Genomic DNA, 21,834 nt, shown 5'->3' with positions numbered 1-21,834 from the left:
CAGGGCGGCTGAGCGGATGGCAGCAGGGGGGTTATTTCAGCCCCAGCGCCTTGGCGACGCCGGCGCCGTAGTCCGGGTGCACCTTGGTGAACAGCTCGACCTGACGGCGCTGGATGTGTTCCGGCACCTGCGACAGTTCGCCGGCGATGCGGGTGAACATGCGCTGGTGCTCTTCGGCGCTCAGCAGGTTGAACAGCGCGCGCGGCTGGCTATAGTAATCGTCGTCTTCACGATGATTCCAGTGGTCGGCCGCGCCCTCAATGCTCAGCGGTGGCTCGCTGAAGTCCGGCTGCTCCTGGAACAGGCCGAAGCTGTTCGGTTCGTAGGTGGCGCCGTTGCCGCTGTTGCCGTCCACGCGCATCGCGCCGTCGCGATGGTAGTTGTGGAACGGGCATTTGGCGCCGTTCACCGGGATCTGGTGATGGTTGACGCCCAGGCGATAACGGTGCGCATCGCCATAGGAGAACAGACGGCCCTGCAGCATTTTATCCGGTGAGAAACTGATGCCCGGCACCACGTTGGCGGGGTTCATCGCCACCTGCTCAACCTCTGAGAAGTAGTTGTCGGGGTTGCGGTTCAGCTCGAAATAGCCGACGTCGATCAGCGGATAGTCGCCGTGCGGCCACACCTTGGTCAGATCGAACGGGTTATATGGCGTCTGCGAGGCTTCGTGTTCCGGCATGATCTGAATTTGCAGCTTCCAGCGCGGGAAGTCGCCGCGTTTGATCGCGTCGAACAGATCGCGCTGTGAGCTTTCGCGATCCTTGGCGATGATCGCTTCCGCTTCTTCATCCATCAGGTTTTCAATGCCTTGCTCGCAGCGGAAGTGGAATTTCACCCAGAAACGTTCGTTGGCGGCATTGATAAAGCTGAAGGTGTGGCTGCCGAAACCGTGCATGTGACGGTAGGATTTCGGAATGCCGCGATCGCTGAAGTCAATGGTCAGCTGGTGCAGCGATTCCGGCAGGTGGGAGAAGAAGTCCCACTTGTAGACGGGGTTGCGCAGGTTGGTATGCGGATCGCGTTTCACCACGTGGTTGAGATCGGGGAACTTCAGCGGATCGCGCAGATAGAACACCGGCGTATCGTTGCCCACCAAATCCCAGTTGCCTTCTTCGGTATAGAACTTCATGGCGAAGCCGCGAATGTCGCGCTCGGCGTCGGCGGCGCCGCGCTCACCGGCGACGGTGGAGAAGCGGATAAACATGTCGGTCTGTTTGCCGACCTCGGAGAAGATCTTGGCGCGTGTGTAGCGGGTGATGTCGTGGGTAACGGTAAAGGTGCCGTAGGCGCCGGATCCTTTGGCGTGCATGCGGCGCTCGGGGATAACCTCACGGTCGAAGTGGGCCAGTTTTTCCAGGAACCACACGTCCTGCAACAGCATCGGGCCGCGTTTGCCTGCGGTGATCACGTTATTGTTATCGACAACCGGGGCGCCGGCTGCGGTGGTCAGTCCTTTCTTGCTCATCACTTGCTCCTTATCGTAGTGCAGTTAAGTAAAGACTCGGGCGGTTTAAGCGTTCATCAGCATAGTCCTTTGGCGGGGCTTCTTCCCCTGACCTTGGTCAAAGCCACTACTAGTTGTAGCTCTATTGGCGAGCGGCGGCAAATAGGTCTCGGTTATCGTTGGCATCGCCTTGACGAATATAGAATCTTGTTTGCAAATATTTACATTTATTTGATTATTGAAGAATTTTTTCGCTTTTATCCCTTAAATACTCATTGCGCTTTGGTATAGACTCGTGACGTTATTATTATGCGTTGATTCGATCATTCGGTACGGATGACAAACCAGAGGGAAAGATGATGAAAAAGACTTGGGTCGCGTGCGCGGCAGGATTGCTGTTTGTGACCGGTGCGGCGAACGCCATCAGCGTGTCGGGCGAAGCCGGGCAGCACTACACCAACCTGGGCGTCGGCATGAGCACCGGCTCTTCAGGCTTAGGCCTGACCGGCAACTGGGCGCGCAGCGACCACGACGGCAACGTCGGCAGCCTGGGGCTGAACTTCGGCGTGCCGCTGGGGCCGTTGACGGCGACCGTGGGTGCCAAAGCGCTGTACCTCAGCCCGAAAGACGGGAAGAGCGGCGGGGCGGTGGCGCTGGGCGGCGGCCTGGAGTGGGAGATTAACCGTTACTTCAGCCTGCACGGCGAAGGGTACTTTGCGCCTGAATCCTTCACCAGCGGCGTGAAAGCCTATAACGAAGCCAGCGGCGGCCTGCGCTGGAAGTTCCGTCCGCTGAGCGTGGATGTGGGCTACCGTTACATGAAGATGGAAGGCAAAGACGGGCGTCGCGACAATACGCTGGCCGATGGCCCTTATGTCGGTGTCGGCCTGAGCTTCTAAGGCCGGCTGACGGCTGCGGCTCATCGCGTTTTCCGAATCCCTCGGTCATTGGCCGGGGGATTTTTATTTGTGCCATCAACGGGAAATCCATCCGGACTCTGAATGGCAAAAGATTAAATAATTTAAAGACTCGACGATCGGCATCGCCATAGGCGAGCACATGCCGTAAAATGCGTAATATAAATGTTTATATAACGATATGGACGTCATGACTTACCGAAATCCACTGGCGGCGCTGATGCCGCTGCTTGCCTCACTCTTTCCTTATACCGCTGCGGCGCAGGCCGATCGTGACGAGGTGTTGACCGTCACCGGCAGCGCGTTAACCCCCGCGACGGAAAGCGCATCCGGCGCCGGTTTTAAAACGCCGGAGATTGAACTCGGGCCGCTGGGTACCAGGGCCTGGATCGATACGCCTTATTCTTCTACCACCGTGACCCAACCGATGATCAAAAATCAGCAGGCGAAAAGCGTCGCCGAATTGCTGAAATATTCACCGAGTACGCAGATGCAGGCTCGCGGCGGCATGGACGTCGGGCGGCCTCAAAGCCGCGGTATGCAGGGCAGCGTGGTGGCGAACAGCCGCCTGGATGGGTTGAACATTGTCTCCACCACGGCCTTTCCCGTTGAAATGCTGGAACGGCTGGACGTGCTCAACAGCCTGACCGGCGCGTTGTATGGCCCTGCGAGCCCGGCCGGGCAGTTCAACTTTGTGGCGAAACGCCCGACGCCGCAACCGTTACGCGAGGTGACGCTCGGGTATCAGAGCCGCAGCGCCTTCAGCGGCCACGTCGATCTCGGCGGCCATCTCGACGACGACAATATGTTTGGCTATCGCATCAATGCCCTCAACGAAGAGGGCGAAGGCAGCGTTGACGACAGTACCCTGCGCCGACGGCTGTTGGCCGTGGCGTTCGACTGGAATATCAAGCCGGGCACGCAGCTGCAGCTGGACGCCAGCCATTACGAGTTCCTGCAAAAGGGCTACCCCGGCGGCTTCAGCTATGGGCCGAATGTTCCGTTGCCCTCCGCCCCTAATCCGCAAAATAAACACCTGGCGCTCGAGACGGCGGGCAACGATTTAACCACCGACACCCTCAGTACGCGCCTGATTCATTACTTCAATGACGATTGGTCAGTCACGGGCGGCATAGGGTGGCAACAGGCAGATCGCGCCATGCGTTCGGTATCCAGCACTCTGCTCAACGGCAGCGGCGATATAAAACGGTCGATGAGCGACTCCAGCGCCTCGGGGCGATTTCGGGTGTTGAGTAATACGCTGGCGCTGAACGGCCATGTCGATACCGGTTCGGTGGGGCATGAGTTGGCGCTCGCTACGACGGGCTACGTCTGGTCTATCTGCAGCGGCAAGGGGGCCAGCCGGCGCTACGATTTGGGCATCGACAATATGTACCATCCGTCGGCGCTGCATGAGCCGGGCGACGGAAAAATCTCCAAGAACGGCGCGCGCTATAAATCCAGCGAGAACAGCCAGCAGAGCGTGACGTTCGGCGATACGCTGACATTCAATCCGCAGTGGTCGGCGATGCTGTATTTAAGCGAAAGCTGGTTGCAGACGCGGAATTACAGCGCTGACGGCAAGAAAATCGAAGAAGACAATCAGCAGGGTTTGAGCCCGAATGCGGCGTTGATGTACAAAATCACCCCGACGCTGATGGCCTATGTCAGCTATGCCGACTCGCTGGAGCAAGGCGGTACGGCCCCGTTGGGGGAAGGCGTGAAGAACGAAGGGCAGACGCTCAAGCCCTATCGCAGTCGGCAATATGAGATTGGCCTGAAAGCCGACGTCGGGGAGATGAACCTCGGCGCCGCGCTGTTCCGCCTCAAGCGGCCGTTCGCTTATGTTGACGCCGAAGACCGGGTGTACAAGGAGCAAGGCGAACAGGTGAACAATGGCCTGGAGCTGACGGCCGCTGGGCGCGTGGGTGACGGGCTGAGCCTTTTTGGCGGCGTCACTCTGCTCGATCCGCAACTGAAAGAGACGGTTTCCGACAGCACACGCGACAAACGCGTGGTCGGTGTGCCGAAGGTGCAGGCCAATATGCTGGTGGAGTACAGCTTGCCGTCGATGCCGCAATGGGTCTATAGCGCCAACGTGCACTATACCGGCAAGCGAGCGGCGAACGACACCAACAGCGCCTGGGCTGACAGTTACACCACGCTGGACCTGGGGGCCCGCTACGTTACCCGGATTCATTCTGTGCCTGCGACCTGGCGGCTGGCGGTCAATAACGTCACTAACGAACATTACTGGGCCTCTATTTTCCCCTCGGGCACGGATGGTAATGGCGGTTCGTCGAGCGCCTTTCTCGGCAACGGCCGTGAAGTGCGCGCATCTGTCACGTTTGACTTCTGAGGGCGCTATGAGGATCGCATCGTTGTCTGCATGGGCACTGTTGGTTGGCGTGTTGTTGCACGGCGATTTGTGGGCTGCATCACCTGCGAGCGAAATGCGTATTGCCTCGCCGTGGCCCGCGCAAAACGCCATCATCGCGATGCTGGGTTATGGCGATAACATCGTCGGCACCTCGAATGTCGCGAAACAGATCCCGCTGTTTCGCCAAAGCCTGCCGCGCATTGACGCCGTTCCGGTGGTGAGTGTGAATAGTGGGCAAGCGTTGAATCCGGAACAAATCATCGCGCTTGGCACTCGGCTGCTGTTTGTGCCTGACAGCATGAAAGTGCCGCAATTGGATTTACTCGAACGGGCTGGGGTGCGCGTATTGGCGTTTAAAGCCAATTCGATGGCGGCTCTGCGCGCGCGAGTGTTAAAAACGGGGGCCGCGCTGGGGCCGGATGCACAGGAAAAAGCGTTGGCTTACGAGCGCTATTTTTCTCGTAATGTGGCGCGCGTCGCCGAGCGACTGAAGGATTTACCGCCAGGGCAGCGCATTCGCGTTTATCACAGCATGGGCAATCCGCTGACCACCTCAGGGCGACCGTCGCTTAACCAGGATTGGATGGATCTGGCCGGCGCCGCCAACGTGGCGGAAACGTGGTTTGGTCTGAAAAAAGAGGGGGCGGGCGAAGTGGCGTTGGAGCAGATCGTGGCCGCCAATCCGCAGGTGATCGTGGCGATGAACAGGCGCGATGCCGAAGAGATACGCACGTCCGCGCAATGGCAGGGCATCGATGCCGTTTTGCGGCATCGGGTCGTGGTCAATCCCAAGGGGATGTTCTGGTGGTGTCGCGAGACCAGCGAAGAGGCGCTGCAGTTTTTATGGTTGGCGAAAACGCTGTACCCGGCACGTTTTGCCGACATTGACATGCGGGAAGAGACGAGAAGTTTTTATCGGGACTTTTTCGGTCTGTCGCTCACTGCGGCGCAGATTGACGCTATTCTTAATCCACCCGCTTGAACAGATTCGGGGGCCCAAACGGCCCCCGAATGCGTTACCCCACCGCCGGCAGCATGCCGCTGGCGATGCCCAGTTGAATCGCGATGACCGTCACCCCGCAGACAAACACCAACGCCAGCGCCGGCGTACCGCCCCAGACGCGATACTGCGCCTGATGTTTTTGGCGCGTTTTCCACACCAGCAGTGAAGGCAACAGCAGCGCCAGCACCGACAGGGCGATGGCGGCGAATCCCAACGCCAGCACGAAGCCGCGCGGGTAGAACAGCGCAAAGGCCAGCGGCGGCAGGAAGGTGATGGCGCCGGTTTGCAGGCGGCCACGCACGTTGTCTTGCCGCTTGAACAGGTCGGCCAGGAAATCGAACAGCCCGAGCGCCACGCCGAGGAACGAGGTCGCCAGCGCCAGATCGGCGAACAGGTGCACCGCCAGTTCAACGTGCGGCGAAGCCACCGCATCGCGCACCGCCTGCAACAGGCCATTCAGCCCGGCCTGCTGCGCCAGAATGCCGACGAAGGTGTCGGAGCTGATGCTGCCCAGCGTCGCCAGCTGCCAGAAGATATAGGCGATCAGCGGGATCGCGCTGCCGATGATAAACACCCAACGCAGTTTGCGAATGTTGCCGCCCATGTAGTTGACGATGCTCGGCACGCTGCCGTGGAAGCCGAAGGAGGTGAAAATAACCGGAATGGCCGACAGCGCCAGGCCTTGCTCCAGCGGCAGCGTCATCAGATTGGTCTGGTGGATATTCGGCAACATCAGGCCGAGCATCACCACCAGAAACACCACTTTGGCGCTGAACAGGATGCGGTTGAACAAGTCGACCGAGTGGGTGCCGATGCACACCACGCCGCCGGCCACCAGGGTGAACAGCAGCACGCCGAGCGACACCGGGAAGTCCTGCGACGTCCATTGGCTGATGCTGGTGGCGAGCAATTCGCCGGCGCCGCTGATATAGGCGGCGGTGAGGGCATACATCAGGAACATCATGCTAAAGCTGGTCAGCCATTGGCCGCCGCCGCCGAGATAACGTTTGGCGAGCGTGCCCAGACCGGTATCCGCTTGCTCATGCTGGTAAACCTCCACCAGCAGCAGCGCGGTGTAACACATTAACAGCCACAGCCCGACCAGTAAGGCCAGCGTGACGCCGAAGCCGACTCCGGCTGCTGCCAGCGGCATCGCCAGCATCCCGGCGCCAATGGTGGTGCCCGCCACGATAAAAACACTGCCAAGAGTGCGATTCTTCACGTTTTTTCTCTACCAGCCGAAAGATTTTGAAAATTATAGGTAACGATTTATGAGGATGGCAGGATAGTGGAAGCCCTAATTTGTGTCAAACCGGCGTTACGCATGGTGTACAGTAATGTTTACATTGCGGCGGGCTGCATGGCGCATGAGGAACGGGCCCATGGCTGAAATTATCCGCAGGCGGCTAGTGAAAAGTTATTTACGGGCTTCTATAGTGGAATGACCAAAAAATGTGGGAGAGATCAATGTTAAGGGTGGAGATGCTCAGCACCGGCGATGAGGTGCTGCACGGGCAAATTATTGATACCAACGCCGCCTGGCTGGCGGACTACCTGTTCCAGCAGGGGGTGCCGATGAGCGGGCGTGAAACGGTCGGGGACAGCCTCTCTGCGTTGATCGAGATCCTGCAGGAACGAAGCCATATCGCCGATGTGCTGATCGTCAACGGCGGCCTGGGGCCGACCAGCGACGATCTCAGCGCGCTGGCTGCCGCGAAAGCCTGTGGCGTAGAGCTGGTCGAACGGGCCGACTGGCTGGCGCGCATGGAAGCCTATTTCGCCGAGCGCGGGCGGCCGATGGCCCCTTCCAACCGCAAGCAGGCGCAGATCCCGGCCAACGCGGAAATGCTGGATAACCCGGTAGGTACCGCCTGTGGGTTTGCGCTGCAGCTGAACCAATGTCAGATGTTCTTCACCCCCGGCGTGCCGTCGGAATTCAAAGTGATGGTCGAACAGCAGATCGTGCCGCGCCTGCGCCAGCGCTTCACCTTGCCGGCGCCGCCGCTGTGCCTGCGCCTGACCACCTTCGGTACCTCCGAGAGCGATCTGGCCGCCGAGCTGGATGGCATGCCGCTGCCGCCGGAAGTGGTGCTGGGCTACCGCTCATCCAGCCCGATTATCGAGCTGAAGCTGACCGGGCCTGAAAGCCGGCGTGCGGAAATGGAGCAGGCCTGGCGGCGCGTGCGCGAGGTGGCGGGGGACAACTGCATCTTTGAAGGCACCGCCGGGTTGCCGGCGACGCTGACGCAGGGTCTGAATCAGCAAGGGCTGAAGCTGGCGTTGAGCGAGCAGTTCAGCGCCGGGTTGATCAATCTGCAGCTGCAGAGCGAAGGGGCGCCGCTGGCGGGGGGCGAGCTGTTGCCGGCGCACTGCATCGAAACGCTGGAAACGACGCTGGCGCGCGCCCGTTCGCTAGCGGAATTGACCGGTGCGCCGTTGGCGTTGGCGGTCAGCGCCATGCGCGACGAGCAGGTGAGCATTGCGCTGCATACGCCGCGCGGCGGCATTGGCCAGACCGTGCGTTATCGGGCGTCGCGCCACGGTCTGCGGCTGCGGCAGGAGTCGGTGGCGATGCTGGCGCTGGATATGCTGCGCCGCTGGCTGAATGGGGGCCAGGCGTGCGGTAAAAACGCCTGGCTGGAGGTGGTGGAAATTATCGAGTGACGGTCATGGCACTGAGTCGCCGGCGTCACGGTTTTGCTGCAGCCGTTCGGACGCCAGGCGTGAAAGGCGTATCGCCGCCGCGCCCCGCGTTAGCAGATCTGCACCATAGTCCTTGAGCGCCTGCGCGGCGCTGCCGGCCTGCGCCAGATGCATCGCCAGGCTGGCGGCGTCCGCCAACGCGGTGTTGGCGCCTAGCCCGCCCGCCGGGCTCATGGCGTGCACGGCGTCGCCGAGAAAGGCGATGCGTTCGCTGTGCCACACCGGCATCGCCTGCGTGACCTGCACCGCCCGCACGCTGAGTGACTGAGGATCCGCCAGCGCTAACGCCGTTTGCAAAGCGGGGGCCCATCCCTGCGAGATATGCCTTACGCGCGCCTGCAGCGCAGCGCTTCCCTCCGCCCGCGCCGGCCCGCCGAGCCGTTCAGCCGTTCCGATACAGGCCCAATAGAGATAGTCGTCGACCGGCGTGAGGGGGCAGTCCGGCGCATAGTCGGCTGCCAGCTGCGCCATAGGCGCCTGAAAGCGCATCGGTTCAATCACCAGCGACAAGCCGTCGGCGAAGACGACCGACACGCCGCGCAGCAATTCGGGGGCCAATTGGGCACGGGTCGCCGCATCGAGCGGCGTTTTGCCGTAGAGGGTGACCGCGCCGCTGTCTTCGGGCCCCGCCTCGGGCAGGCAGCGCCGCCGCACCAGCGAGTTGACGCCGTCGGCGGCGATCAGCACATCGACCCGCACATGCTCGCCGTTGGCGAACTGAAGCTCCACGCCCTGCGGCGTTTGTGCAAATTCACACAGGGTATAGCCGAAGCGCACCCGGTCTTGCAGACCGGTGAGCAGGATTTCGCGCAGCGTTTGCCGATGAATGCCGAGATCGCCGCTCGGTTCCTGCGCCTGCCGCGGGCTGGAGGGCAGCCAGTGCTCGGGGCGTCGGGCGTTGAGCGGGGCAAGCTGCGGATCCCATAGATTGCTCTCGCCGCTGTTTTGCGCGTTGCCGGCGCAGAGCAACCGGTAATGCGCCGGCGGCAGACAGGCGGCCAGTGCCTGCTGGCCCGTCGGATCGATGCGCAGCCGGTAGCCCTGCTCGCGCGCTTGCGGCGTGGTGTCGCGTTCAAACACCGTGGCGTGGATGCCGAAGCGGCGCAGTCCCTGAGCCAGACACAGGCCGCCGGGCCCGGCGCCGATAATGCCAATGCTGAGTGTTGTCATCATGTTCCCTCGTGAGTCAGTGGCCACAAACGGGAGCGGCCGGAAGCATTTCATTATGTCGGCGCAGGAAAAGGTTGATATAACGGTATCTGGACTAAAAATAGTGATAAGTGGCCAATATGAACGATAATCCTCACTTCGCCGACGCTGACTGCAGCGAATGGCGGGCGGGCCCCTGGCTGATCGCCCTTGGCGGCCGCGACGCGGCAGGCCGGGAGTATCGGTTGGGCACGCGCGAATACGGCTGGCATCAGCATGTGCGCGGGCAGCTGTTGTGCGTCGAAAGCGGTTTGCTGCATGTGCGCACGGCGCACGGCGATTGGGTGCTGCCGCCGCAGCGGGCGGGGTGGATCCCGCCGGCGACGCAGCACCGGGTGCAGGTCTGCGGCGCGCTGAGCGGCTGGAGTTTGCTGCTGGCGCCGGAGACCTGCAACGACCTGTCGAATGCACCCTGCGTCATCGGTATTAGCCCCGTGCTGCAGGCGCTGGCTCTGCGAGCAGAAGGCTGGGATAAACGCAGCGCGCTCACCCTGGAGCAGGATCGCATGGCGCAGGTGATGCGGGACGAGATACGTCTGGCGCCAACGGAGCCGCTGCATTTGCCGATGTCGTCCCATCCGCGCCTGGCCGGCGTTCTGCAGGCCTTGCTGGCGCAGCCGGGGAGCGAGCGTTCGCTGGAAGCCTGGGCCGAATGGGGGGCGATGTCGCCGCGTACCCTGCGGCGGCTGATGATCGGCGAAACGGGGCTGAGTTTTACCCAGTGGCGCCAGCAGGCTCGGTTGTCATATGCATTGGCGAAGCTGGCCGAAGGTGAAACGGTGTTGCAGATCGCGGAAACGCTGGGGTATGCCTCGCCGAGTAATTTTATCGCCATGTTTCGCAAAGCCTTTGGCGATTCTCCGGCGCGTTATTTTTCCGCATCGGCAGGAAAGGGGCGCTAAGCGAAATACTTTGAGGATGGTTATATATCCCTGATTAATCATAATCTTATAGGGGATATTCGCGGCGAGGGAATGCTGTTACTCTTTTGGCGGGTGCTTGAGACTGTTCGTCTTGGGCATTGTGTGACAAGGCGGATAGATGAAAGCCCCAGACTGACTCTCAATCAGAATGGGGCTGCACATACCGCCTAGACACCGGTATGGTAGCCCCTTCACAGCAAGGAGGCAAGCATGCGTTTAAAGCATGTGTTTCACTCGCTAACCGTTGTATGTATTACGGTTTTGTTATTTATCTGGATGATAAGAGACTCGCTGTGCGAGCTGAAAATCTACCAGGAAAAAATCACTATCCTGATCAGGTTGGCGTGTGAGGTGAAGCGGTAATCATAGGGCGGGGGCAACCCCGCCTTCTGGTCTCCAGGCGCGGTTTCCGGCACCCGACTTTACATTTCCAGCTCGATATCCGTCAGCGGCATACAGCAGCAGGGCAGGATCTCGCCGGCGTTGATAAACGCCAGCGGCTGTTGGCGGTAGGCCACTTCGCCTTTCACCAGCTTCAGGCGGCAGGCGCCGCAATAGCCGGAGCGGCATTGGTACTCCACCTGCACGTCGTGCAGTTCCAGCACGTCGAGCAGGCAGTTTTCACTGTTGGGGCAGGAGAGCTGCGTGCCGGCGGCGCGCAGCGTTACGATTGGCGTCGCCATCGCTTACAGTTCGAAGTCGCTCAGGTCGTCGGCGTTGATCTCCGAGTCGATCTGGCCAACCAGGTAGGAGCTCACTTCCACTTCCTGCGGCGCCACCTGTACGTTGTCGGACACCAACCAGGCGTTGATCCACGGGATCGGGTTGGAGCGGGTTTCGAACGGCAGACCGAGGCCGACCGCCTGCATGCGGATATTGGTGATGTACTCCACATACTGGCACAGGATGTCTTTGTTCAGGCCGATCATCGAACCGTCGCGGAACAGGTATTCCGCCCACTCTTTTTCCTGCTGGGCGGCCAGCACGAACAGATCGTAGCACTGCTGCTGGCATTCTTCGGCGATCTCTGCCATTTCCGGATCGTCGGCGCCGGAACGCATCAGGTTCAGCATGTGCTGGGTGCCGGTCAGGTGCAGCGCTTCGTCGCGGGCGATCAGCTTGATGATTTTGGCGTTGCCTTCCATCAGTTCGCGCTCGGCGAACGCGAAGGAGCAGGCGAAGCTGACGTAGAAGCGGATCGCTTCCAGCGCGTTCACGCTCATCAGGCACAGGTACAGCTGCTTCTTCAGCGCGCGCAGATTGACGGTGACGGTTTTACCGTTCACCTGGTGGGTGCCTTCACCCAGCAGGTGATAGTAGCTGGTCATCTCGATCAGATCGTCGTAGTAGCCGGAGATGTCTTTCGCGCGCTTCTTGATCTCTTCGTTGGTGACGATGTCGTCGAACACCAGCGCCGGATCGTTGACGATGTTGCGGATGATGTGAGTGTAGGAACGGGAGTGGATAGTCTCGGAGAACGACCAGGTTTCCACCCAGGTTTCCAGCTCAGGGATCGAGATCAGCGGCAGCAGGGCGACGTTCGGGCTGCGGCCCTGGATGGAATCCAGCAGCGTCTGATACTTCAGGTTGCTGATGAAGATGTGCTTCTCGTGCTCCGGCAGCGCCTGGTAATCGATGCGATCGCGGGAGACGTCAACTTCTTCCGGGCGCCAGAAGAAGGAGAGCTGTTTTTCGATCAGCTTTTCGAAGATTTCATGCTTTTGCTGGTCGAAACGCGCAACGTTTACCGACTGGCCGAAGAACATCGGCTCTTGCAGCTGGTCGTTTTTGGTCTGAGAAAAAGTGGTGTAAGCCATAAGCCTGAATCCATCGTAACGTGGCTAAATGAAGGGGCCGGAAAATTCCGGCCCGCTAGGTCAAACTTTAGATCTTGCAGGCGCCGCTTTCGCAGTCGTCATCGCCGGCCTTGGCAGGCTGCAAATCTTCCTGGGCGTCTTCCGCACCGTCGCGGGTGTTTTGGTAGTACAGCGTTTTCACGCCGAACTTGTAGGTGGTGAGCAGGTCTTTCAACAGCTGCTTCATCGGCACCTTGCCGCCCGGGAAGCGGGTCGGATCGTAGTTGGTGTTGGCCGAAATCGACTGGTCGATGAATTTCTGCATCAGCCCCACCAGCTGCAGATAGCCGTCGTTGCTTGGCATTTCCCACAGCAGCTCGTAGTTGTCTTTCAGACGCTCATACTCCGGCACCACCTGGCGCAGGATGCCGTCTTTCGACGCCTTGATGCTGATGTGGCCGCGCGGCGGCTCGATGCCGTTAGTGGCGTTGGAAATCTGCGAAGAGGTTTCCGACGGCATCAGCGCAGACAGGGTCGAGTTGCGCAGGCCGGTTTCCTGGATCTCTTTACGCAGGGTTTCCCAGTCGTAGTGCAGCGGCTCGTTGCAGACCGCATCCAAATCTTTCTTGTAAGTGTCGATCGGCAGGATACCCTGCGAATAAGTGGTCTCTTTGAACCACGGGCAAGCGCCTTGTTCCTGAGCCAGACGGTTGGAGGCTTTCAGCAGATAGTACTGAATGGCTTCGAACGTTTTGTGCGTCAGGTTGTTGGCGCTGCCGTCGGAGTAGCGCACGCCGTTCTTCGCCAGGTAATAGGCGAAGTTGATGACGCCGATGCCCAAGGTGCGGCGGCCCATCGCGCCACGGTGTGCGGCCTTGATCGGATAATCCTGATAATCCAGCAGGGCGTCGAGCGAGCGCACCGCCAGGGTTGCCAATTCTTCCAGGTCGTCCAGGCTGTCGATCGCGCCCAGGTTGAAAGCGGACAGGGTACACAGCGCAATCTCGCCGTTTTCGTCGTTGACGTCTTCCAGCGGCTTGGTCGGCAGGGCGATTTCCAGGCACAGGTTGGACTGACGCACCGGCGCGATCTGCGGATCGAACGGGCTGTGGGTGTTGCAGTGGTCGACGTTCTGGATGTAGATGCGGCCGGTAGAGGCGCGCTCTTGCATCATCAGCGAGAACAGCTCAACCGCTTTCACGCGTTTCTGGCGAATGCTGTCGTCTTTCTCGTACTGGGTATACAGGCGTTCGAATTCGTCCTGATCGGCGAAGAACGCGTCATACAGCCCCGGCACGTCGGACGGGCTGAACAGGGTGATGTCTTCGCCCTTGATCAGACGCTGGTACATCAGGCGGTTCAGCTGCACGCCGTAGTCCATGTGACGCACGCGGTTGCCTTCAACGCCACGGTTGTTTTTCAACACCAGCAGGCTTTCCACTTCCAGGTGCCACATCGGGTAGAACAGCGTTGCCGCGCCACCGCGCACGCCGCCCTGCGAGCAGGATTTAACGGCGGTCTGGAAGTGTTTGTAGAACGGAATACAGCCGGTATGGAAGGCTTCACCGCCACGGATCGGGCTGCCCAGCGCGCGGATGCGGCCGGCGTTGATACCGATGCCGGCGCGCTGCGAAACGTATTTCACAATGGCGCTGGAGGTGGCGTTGATGGAGTCCAGGCTGTCGCCGCACTCGATCAGCACGCAGGAGCTGAACTGGCGGGTTGGGGTGCGCACGCCGGACATGATCGGCGTAGGCAGCGAAATCTTGAAGGTGGAAATCGCGTCGTAGAAACGTTTGACGTAATCCAGACGAGTTTCACGCGGGTAGTTGGAGAACAGGCAAGCGGACACCAGCATGTACAGGAACTGGGCGCTTTCGTAAATCTCGCCGCTGACGCGGTTCTGCACCAGATACTTGCCTTCCAGCTGCTTGACGGCGGCATAGGAGAAGTTCATGTCGCGCCAGTGATCGATAAAGGAATCCATCTGCTCGAACTCTTCAGCGCTGTAGTCTTCCAGCAGATGCTTATCGTATTTGCCCATCTCGACCATGCGAGTGACGTGGGCGTGCAGCTTCGGCGGCTCGAACTGGCCATAAGCCTTTTTGCGCAGGTGGAAGATCGCCAGGCGAGCGGCCAGGTACTGATAGTCCGGCGCATCGCGGGAGATCAGATCGGCTGCGGCTTTGATGATGGTTTCATGAATGTCGGCGGTTTTGATGCCGTCATAAAACTGAATGTGTGAACGCAACTCTACTTGAGAAACCGAGACGTTGTGTAATCCCTCTGCGGCCCAATCGATGACCCGGTGGATTTTGTCGAGATTGATGCGCTCTTTACGGCCATCGCGTTTAGTTACAAGCAGACTTTGGTTCATGTGGTGTTTTACCTGTCCGTATGGTGCCCCTAAGCAGAAGTGTAGTCGCTCTGCTCAGTATGTAAACACTATATATAGGGGTTGTATGTCGGTGAGGTAACAAGATAGTGAGAAAAAACGGCGTTTGCAAGTGAACAAAACCGGCCTAATTTGTGGATAACTTGGGGGTGAAATGTAACTTGCCGCGCGAAGCGCGCGCCGTGACTGGCGCGACAAGCTTGTCAATAAGCGCGATCAGATTTTACTGAAAAACTGAAAAAACCGATCGTTTGGCGCTTTATTAAACGTTAGAAAAAAACGGCATATTGATCTGATTTAATATTCTAAAAAACTGTTTACAACGGCTATTTTGATCGAAGTCGCGGAAATTAGGTATTTTTCCGAATGCTCCGCCGGCGCCGCCCCCCGGTAATGCAGGGCCGGCGCGGTTTACAACGCTTAGCCTTCGTGCTGGGTGTGCACCATGTAGTTCACGTCAACGTTGCGTCCAAGCTTGAAATGATCGGTGATCGGGTTGTAATGCAGGCCGATCATGTGCTTTTCGCGCAGCGGCGTGCCGTCGACCCAGCCGATCAGTTCGGAAGGGCGAATGAACTTCTTATGATCGTGGGTGCCCTGCGGCACCATCTTCAGCACGTACTCCGCGCCGATCACCGCCATCAGCCAGGCTTTGGTGTTGCGGTTGATGGTGGAGAAGAACACATGGCCGCCCGGTTTCACCAACTGGGCGCAGGCGCGCACCACCGAGGCCGGATCCGGCACGTGCTCCAGCATCTCCATGCAGGTGACGACGTCATAGCGTTGCGGGTTGGCCTGAGCGTGGCTTTCCACCGTCTCCTGCACGTAAGTGACGTTCATGCCGCTTTCCAGCGCGTGCAGCCGCGCGACCTGCAGCGGCTCCGCGCCCATGTCCAAGCCGGTGACCTTGGCGCCTTCGCGCGCCATGCTTTCCGCCAGAATGCCGCCGCCGCAGCCCACGTCGAGCACCTGCTTGTCAAAAATGCCGCCGGCGCGCTGCATGATGTAGTTCAGGCGCAGCGGGTTGATGCGGTGCAGCGGTTTGAACTCGCCTTCCAGATCCCACCAGCGGGAGGCGACGGCCTCGAACTTGGCGATTTCCTGGTGGTCAACGTTTTGCACTCGGCTGGATGATTCTGCGTTCATGGGCTTGTCTGGCTCCTTGTTCTCGTTGCGCGGATTATACATGTTCCGGCGCGGCATCGTCTGCGCCGATGCGTTTTTAGCGCACTTATCTGCACAATTTCCGTGAAACAGCGGCGGTTATTTTCCCGTAAAGCGTGCTTTGTGATATAGTTTTACACCTTTGCCACTATGGCAGCGGGCAGATGAATCATTAGTAGAGGGATAGCAGCTCCATGAGCGACCTTGCCAGAGAAATCACACCGGTAAACATCGAAGACGAGTTGAAAAACTCGTATCTGGACTATGCGATGTCCGTTATTGTCGGACGTGCGCTGCCAGATGTTCGTGATGGACTGAAGCCGGTTCACCGCCGCGTTCTGTACGCGATGAGCGTACTGGGTAACGACTGGAATAAACCATACAAGAAATCGGCCCGTGTCGTCGGGGACGTGATCGGTAAATATCACCCACACGGTGACAGCGCGGTTTACGACACTATCGTGCGTATGGCCCAGCCGTTTTCACTGCGCTACATGCTGGTGGACGGCCAGGGTAACTTCGGTTCCGTCGACGGCGACTCCGCCGCGGCGATGCGTTATACCGAAGTGCGCATGTCCAAGATTGCTCACGAACTGTTGGCGGACCTGGAAAAAGAAACCGTCGACTTCGTGCCTAACTATGATGGCACCGAGCAGATCCCGGCCGTCATGCCGACCAAGATCCCGAACCTGCTGGTCAACGGCTCGTCGGGTATCGCCGTGGGCATGGCCACCAATATTCCACCGCACAACCTGGCGGAAGTCGTCAACGGCTGCCTGGCCTATATCGACGATGAAAACATCAGCATCGAAGGGCTGATGGAACACATCCCGGGGCCGGACTTCCCGACGGCGGCGATCATCAATGGCCGCCGCGGCATTGAAGAGGCCTACCGCACCGGGCGCGGCAAAGTCTACCTGCGCGCGCGCGCGGAAGTGGAAGCCGACGCCAAGACTGGGCGCGAAACCATCATCGTTCACGAGATCCCGTATCAGGTGAACAAGGCGCGTCTGATCGAGAAGATCGCCGAGCTGGTAAAAGAAAAACGCGTGGAAGGCATCAGCGCGCTGCGCGACGAGTCCGATAAAGACGGCATGCGCATCGTGATCGAAGTCAAACGCGACGCGGTCGGCGAAGTGGTGCTGAACAACCTGTATGCGCTGACGCAACTGCAGGTCACCTTCGGCATCAACATGGTTGCGCTGCATCAGGGCCAGCCTAAGTTGCTGAACCTGAAAGACATCCTCGAAGCCTTCGTGCGTCACCGCCGCGAAGTGGTTACCCGCCGCACCATCTTCGAACTGCGCAAGGCCCGCGACCGCGCCCATATCCTGGAAGCGCTGGCCATCGCGCTGGCCAACATCGATCCGATCATCGAGCTGATTCGCCGTGCGCCGACCCCGGCCGAAGCGAAAGTTGCGCTGGTGGCGCAACCGTGGGATCTGGGCAACGTCAGCGCCATGCTGGAGCGCGCCGGTGACGACGCCGCCCGCCCTGAGTGGCTGGAGCCGGAGTTCGGCATCCGCGACGGAAAATACTACCTGACCGAGCAGCAGGCTCAGGCGATTCTGGATCTGCGCCTGCAGAAACTGACCGGCCTGGAGCACGAGAAGCTGCTGGACGAATATAAAGAACTGCTCAACTTTATCGCCGAGCTGATCTTTATTCTGGAAAGCCCAGAGCGCCTGATGGAAGTGATCCGCGAAGAGCTGGTGGCGGTCAAAGAGCTGTACAACGACGGCCGCCGCACCGAGATCACCGCCAATACTTCCGACATCAACATCGAAGACCTGATCAACCAGGAAGACGTGGTGGTGACCCTGTCTCATCAGGGCTACGTGAAGTATCAGCCGCTGTCCGACTATGAAGCTCAACGCCGCGGCGGCAAAGGCAAATCTGCGGCGCGTATTAAAGAAGAAGACTTTATCGATCGCCTGCTGGTGGCCAACACCCACGATACGATCCTGTGCTTCTCCAGCCGTGGCCGCCTGTACTGGATGAAGGTGTACCAACTGCCTGAAGCCAGCCGTGGCGCGCGCGGTCGCCCAATCGTCAACCTGCTGCCGCTGGAGGCCGATGAGCGTATCACCGCTATCCTGCCGGTACGCGAGTATGAAGAAGGGCGCCACGTGTTCATGGCCACCGCCAGCGGTACCGTGAAGAAAACTGCGCTGACCGAGTTCAGCCGCCCACGCAGCGCCGGCATCATCGCCGTCAACCTCAACGAGGGCGACGAACTGATCGGTGTCGATCTGACCGACGGCAGCAACGAAGTGATGTTGTTCTCCGCCAACGGTAAAGTGGTACGCTTCCCGGAAACGCAGGTGCGTTCGATGGGCCGCACCGCAACCGGCGTGCGCGGCATCAACCTCGGCGAAGGCGACAGCGTGATCTCCCTGATCGTGCCGCGCGGCGAAGGCGACATCCTGACCGTGACGCAAAACGGCTTCGGTAAACGCACCGCCGTGACCGAATATCCGACCAAGTCACGCGCCACCCAGGGGGTTATCTCCATCAAGGTGAGCGAGCGTAACGGCCAGGTGGTCGGCGCCGTACAGGTGGAAACCAGCGACCAGATCATGATGATCACCGATGCCGGCACGCTGGTGCGTACCCGCGTTTCGGAAGTCAGCGTGGTGGGCCGTAACACCCAGGGCGTGACGCTGATTCGCACGGCGGAAGACGAAAACGTCGTCGGCCTGCAGCGCGTGGCCGAGCCGGTGGAAGACGAAGAGCTGGACAGCCTGGAACCGGGCGCGGAAGCGGTGGAAGAAGACACCACGCCGCTGGACGATGGCGACGACGCGGCTGAGCCGATGGACGACGACAACGTTTAAAGCAGGGTGAGGGCGTCGGCATGCCGACACCCTAATGCACTGAGACAGAAGGGCCTGGCAGCGATGCTAGGCCCTTTTTCAGTTATATGGTTTAATTGGCGCACCGAGCCGCCGGCTGCCGCGCCGGCGAATGCGTGCACCGCCACTGACTTTCGTATGGTATCCGATTGAAATACTTAGCCTCTTTTCGAACTACGCTGAAGATATCCCGCTATCTGTTCCGGGTGCTGGCGATTTTGCTGTGGTCGTTGGGAGCGCTGCTCACCACCTTTTATATTCTGAATATCCTGCATCAGAAAGAATCGGACATCCGGCAGGAGTACAACCTCAATTTTGATCAGGCGCAGGGCTACATCCGCCATTCCGCCGACATCATCCGCGACATCAAGTATATGGCGGAGAACCGCCTCAACGGGTCGGTCAGCAGCCTGGACATGTTCAGCGGCGTGTTTCCCGGCAAGGGCAGCCCGCCGCAATTCTTTCCGCTGTACCCGGAGTCCAACTGCACGCTGAGCACCACCTACCGCAGTTCGCTCGATTCGCTGAGCGGCCTGATCCAGTATTGGAAAGAGAACTTCGTGGCGGCCTACGATCTCAACCGGGTGTTCTTCATCGGCGGCGACAGCCTGTGTATGGCGGAGTTCGGCGGCGGCAACGCGAGCGCCAATCGGGAAAACGTGCTGAAGTCGCTGCACGAGCGCATTCTGAAATACCGCAACGCCAAGAATCTGGACAAAGACAACAACCTGTATTGGATCAGCCCTAGCGCGCAGCGGCCGGACGTCGGCTATCTGTATGTGCTGACGCCGATTTATATCGGCAACAAGCTGGAGGCGCTGCTGGGCATCGAACAGACCGTTCGGCTGGAGGATTTCGTTACCGCCGGCAACCTGCCGATCGGCGTCACGCTGCTGGATGAGAACAACGAGCCGGTGCTGCGCCTGGCGGACGGCGATCGCTATGCCGCTTCGCTCAACAGCTATCCCACAGAGCACGCCTACTTCGGCTATGTCGACAATTATCGCGATCTGATCCTGAAGAAAGCGCTGCCGCCTTCTTCGCTGAGCATCGTCTATGCGCTGCCGGTGAAAAGCGTAGTAGAACGCTTCAAAATGCTGATCCTCAACGCGCTGTTGCTGAACCTGCTGTCGGCCATCGTGCTGTTCACGCTGGCGTGGCTGTTTGAACGTAAAATGTTCCTGCCGGCGGAGGACAACGCCTTCCGCCTGGAAGAGCACGAGCAGTTCAACCGCAAGATCGTCGCTTCGGCGCCGGTGGGTATCTGTATCCTGCGCATCAGCGACGGCACCAATATCCTGAGTAACGAACTGGCGCACAACTACATCAACCTGTTGACCCACGAAGATCGCGATCGCATTACGCGCATCATTTGCGAGCAGCAGGCGAATTTCGTCGATGTAATGACCAGCAATAACAACAACCTGCAGATCAGCTTTGTCCACTCGCGCTACCGTAACGAAGAGGTGGCGATTTGCGTGTTGGTGGACGTCAGCGCCCGCGTGAAGATGGAAGAGTCGCTGCAAGAGATGGCGGCGGCGGCGGAACAGGCCAGTCAGTCCAAATCGATGTTCCTGGCCACCGTCAGCCATGAGCTGCGCACGCCGCTGTACGGCATTATCGGCAACCTCGATTTGCTGCAAACCAAGGCGCTGCCGCAAGGGGTCGATCGGTTGGTCAATGCGATGAACAACTCTTCCGGCCTGCTGCTGAAAATCATCAGCGATATTCTCGATTTCTCCAAAATCGAGTCCGAGCAGCTGAAGATAGAACCGCGCGAGTTCTCCTGCCTGGAGGTGATCACCCATATCGCCGGTAACTATTTGCCGCTGGTGGTGAAGAAACGTCTGGGGCTGTACTGCTTTATCGAACAGAACGTGCCGGAGCGCATTTTCGGCGATCCGGTGCGGCTGCAGCAGGTGCTCTCCAACCTGGTGAACAACGCCATCAAGTTCACCGATACCGGCTGTATCGTGCTGCAGGTCTGCACCCGCGGCAGCTATCTGGAATTCAGCGTACGCGATACCGGCGTCGGTATTCCGGAGAAGGAAATTTCGCGCCTGTTCGATCCGTTCTTCCAGGTGGGCACCGGCGTGCAGCGCCATTTCCAGGGAACCGGCCTGGGGTTGGCGATCTGTGAGAAACTGATCAACCTGATGGACGGCGATATCGCCGTCGAGTCCGAACCGGGTCTGGGCAGCTTGTTCAGCATCCGCATTCCGCTGTTCAACGCTCAGTTCCCCATCCCGCAGGCCAGCGATACCTGGCAGGGCCGTCGGCTGTGGCTGGATATCCGCAATCAGCGGCTGGAAAGTTACCTGATGGCGATTCTGGGGGGCTACGGCGCCGATATCCAGCGCTATGACGGCCAAGAGACCGCCGCCGGAGAGGTGATGCTCAGCGATCATCCGCTGATGCTGGACACGCCGCTGCTGGCTCAGATCCAATTCTCTACCGAACATATCGGCCCATCGCTGGAAACTCGGCCGGGTTATTGGATGCACAGTACCTCCACGCCGCGAGAAACGCTGAGCTTGCTCAACCGGTTGTTCGGCGTCGGCAGCGGCGCGGCAGAGGCGCTGGTGCAGCTGCCGGTGCCCGCCAAGGCCAGCGCGGCGGACAACGGCGATATTCATCTGCTGGTGGTTGACGATCATCCGATCAACCGTCGCCTGCTGTCCGATCAACTGGGATCGCTGGGGTATCAGGTGGTGACCGCCAACGACGGCGTCGACGCGCTCGGCGTGCTGAAACAGCACCACGTCGATATTGTGCTGACCGACGTCAATATGCCGAACATGGACGGCTATCGCCTGACGCAGGAACTGCGACAGATGCAGTTCAGCGCGCCGGTGATCGGCGTGACGGCGAACGCGCTGGCGGAAGAGAAGCAGCGCTGCCTCGAGGCGGGTATGGATAACTGCCTGTCGAAACCGGTCACGCTGGAGACGCTGGCACAGACGCTGGCTTACTACAGCCAACGGGTACGCTACAGCCGCAGCGAGGCTTGAAAAGCAAACAGGCACGGCGAATGCCGTGCCT

At 59.7% G+C, this 21,834-nt stretch carries 15 protein-coding genes; 8 read left to right on the top strand and 7 right to left on the bottom strand.

The window, feature by feature from the left end:
- Positions 1-31 precede the first annotated feature (31 nt).
- The gene (gene katA / locus ACJ8QI_RS13210; protein WP_060420075.1) at positions 32-1,468 is read right to left on the bottom strand and encodes a catalase KatA; all 1,437 of its coding nucleotides are present in this window, start codon (positions 1,466-1,468) and stop codon (positions 32-34) included.
- 338 nt (positions 1,469-1,806) lie between these two features.
- Between katA and ACJ8QI_RS13205 the strand changes: the two genes are divergently transcribed.
- The 3 genes from ACJ8QI_RS13205 (at position 1,807) to ACJ8QI_RS13195 (ending at position 5,726) form a co-directional block, all read left to right on the top strand.
- Positions 1,807-2,346: a YfaZ family outer membrane protein gene (locus ACJ8QI_RS13205; protein ID WP_442532628.1), complete on the top strand. Its 540-nt coding sequence runs from the start codon at positions 1,807-1,809 to the stop codon at positions 2,344-2,346.
- A gap of 199 nt (positions 2,347-2,545) precedes the next feature.
- A complete protein-coding gene (locus ACJ8QI_RS13200) occupies positions 2,546-4,723 on the top strand; it encodes a TonB-dependent receptor (RefSeq protein ID WP_442532627.1) in 2,178 nt (725 codons plus the stop codon).
- Between the two features lie 7 nt (positions 4,724-4,730).
- The gene (locus ACJ8QI_RS13195; RefSeq protein ID WP_060439380.1) at positions 4,731-5,726 is read left to right on the top strand and encodes an ABC transporter substrate-binding protein; all 996 of its coding nucleotides are present in this window, start codon (positions 4,731-4,733) and stop codon (positions 5,724-5,726) included.
- Between the two features lie 34 nt (positions 5,727-5,760).
- On the opposite strand, the gene tyrP is transcribed toward ACJ8QI_RS13195, so the two are convergent.
- Entirely contained in the window at positions 5,761-6,969 is a 1,209-nt protein-coding gene (gene tyrP / locus ACJ8QI_RS13190) for a tyrosine transporter TyrP (protein ID WP_004935940.1), read from the bottom strand.
- A gap of 245 nt (positions 6,970-7,214) precedes the next feature.
- On the opposite strand from tyrP, the gene ACJ8QI_RS13185 reads away from it, so the two are divergent.
- Positions 7,215-8,411: a nicotinamide mononucleotide deamidase-related protein YfaY gene (locus tag ACJ8QI_RS13185; protein WP_442532626.1), complete on the top strand. Its 1,197-nt coding sequence runs from the start codon at positions 7,215-7,217 to the stop codon at positions 8,409-8,411.
- A gap of 3 nt (positions 8,412-8,414) precedes the next feature.
- On the opposite strand, the gene ACJ8QI_RS13180 is transcribed toward ACJ8QI_RS13185, so the two are convergent.
- On the bottom strand, positions 8,415-9,623 hold the full coding sequence (locus ACJ8QI_RS13180; protein WP_442532625.1) for an FAD-dependent oxidoreductase: 1,209 nt from the start codon (positions 9,621-9,623) through the stop codon (positions 8,415-8,417).
- Positions 9,624-9,739: 116 nt separating this feature from the next.
- Here ACJ8QI_RS13180 and ACJ8QI_RS13175 point away from each other — a divergent pair, with 116 nt between their 5' ends.
- Both ACJ8QI_RS13175 and ACJ8QI_RS13170 read left to right on the top strand, forming a co-directional pair.
- Positions 9,740-10,561 (top strand): AraC family transcriptional regulator, encoded by an 822-nt coding sequence (locus ACJ8QI_RS13175; protein WP_442532624.1) that lies wholly within the window; start codon positions 9,740-9,742, stop codon positions 10,559-10,561.
- Between the two features lie 231 nt (positions 10,562-10,792).
- The gene (locus ACJ8QI_RS13170; protein ID WP_442532623.1) at positions 10,793-10,945 is read left to right on the top strand and encodes a Hok/Gef family protein; all 153 of its coding nucleotides are present in this window, start codon (positions 10,793-10,795) and stop codon (positions 10,943-10,945) included.
- Positions 10,946-11,004: 59 nt separating this feature from the next.
- Here ACJ8QI_RS13170 and yfaE read toward each other — a convergent pair whose 3' ends face one another.
- The 4 genes from yfaE to ubiG form a co-directional block, all read right to left on the bottom strand.
- Positions 11,005-11,265 carry a class I ribonucleotide reductase maintenance protein YfaE gene (gene yfaE, locus ACJ8QI_RS13165; protein WP_033653779.1) on the bottom strand — a complete coding sequence of 87 codons (261 nt, stop codon included), beginning with the start codon at positions 11,263-11,265 and terminating at the stop codon, positions 11,005-11,007.
- 3 nt (positions 11,266-11,268) lie between these two features.
- Complete coding sequence (gene nrdB / locus ACJ8QI_RS13160) at positions 11,269-12,399, bottom strand: class Ia ribonucleoside-diphosphate reductase subunit beta (RefSeq protein WP_019453694.1); 1,131 nt, start codon at positions 12,397-12,399, stop codon at positions 11,269-11,271.
- Positions 12,400-12,466: 67 nt separating this feature from the next.
- Complete coding sequence (gene nrdA / locus ACJ8QI_RS13155; RefSeq protein ID WP_033648028.1) at positions 12,467-14,755, bottom strand: class 1a ribonucleoside-diphosphate reductase subunit alpha; 2,289 nt, start codon at positions 14,753-14,755, stop codon at positions 12,467-12,469.
- A 438-nt stretch (positions 14,756-15,193) separates the two neighbouring features.
- Entirely contained in the window at positions 15,194-15,919 is a 726-nt protein-coding gene (gene ubiG, locus ACJ8QI_RS13150; RefSeq protein ID WP_033641383.1) for a bifunctional 2-polyprenyl-6-hydroxyphenol methylase/3-demethylubiquinol 3-O-methyltransferase UbiG, read from the bottom strand.
- A gap of 212 nt (positions 15,920-16,131) precedes the next feature.
- Here ubiG and gyrA point away from each other — a divergent pair, with 212 nt between their 5' ends.
- Both gyrA and rcsC read left to right on the top strand, forming a co-directional pair.
- Complete coding sequence (gyrA, locus tag ACJ8QI_RS13145; RefSeq protein ID WP_004935906.1) at positions 16,132-18,774, top strand: DNA topoisomerase (ATP-hydrolyzing) subunit A; 2,643 nt, start codon at positions 16,132-16,134, stop codon at positions 18,772-18,774.
- Between the two features lie 167 nt (positions 18,775-18,941).
- A complete protein-coding gene (rcsC, locus tag ACJ8QI_RS13140; protein ID WP_442532622.1) occupies positions 18,942-21,803 on the top strand; it encodes a two-component system sensor histidine kinase RcsC in 2,862 nt (953 codons plus the stop codon).
- Positions 21,804-21,834 lie beyond the last annotated feature (31 nt).

Origin of the sequence: Serratia sp. CY84636 (assembly GCF_052166245.1) — a bacterium.
GTDB classification, from domain to species: domain Bacteria; phylum Pseudomonadota; class Gammaproteobacteria; order Enterobacterales; family Enterobacteriaceae; genus Serratia; species Serratia nevei.
This window is presented reverse-complemented; position numbering and strand designations above follow the sequence as displayed.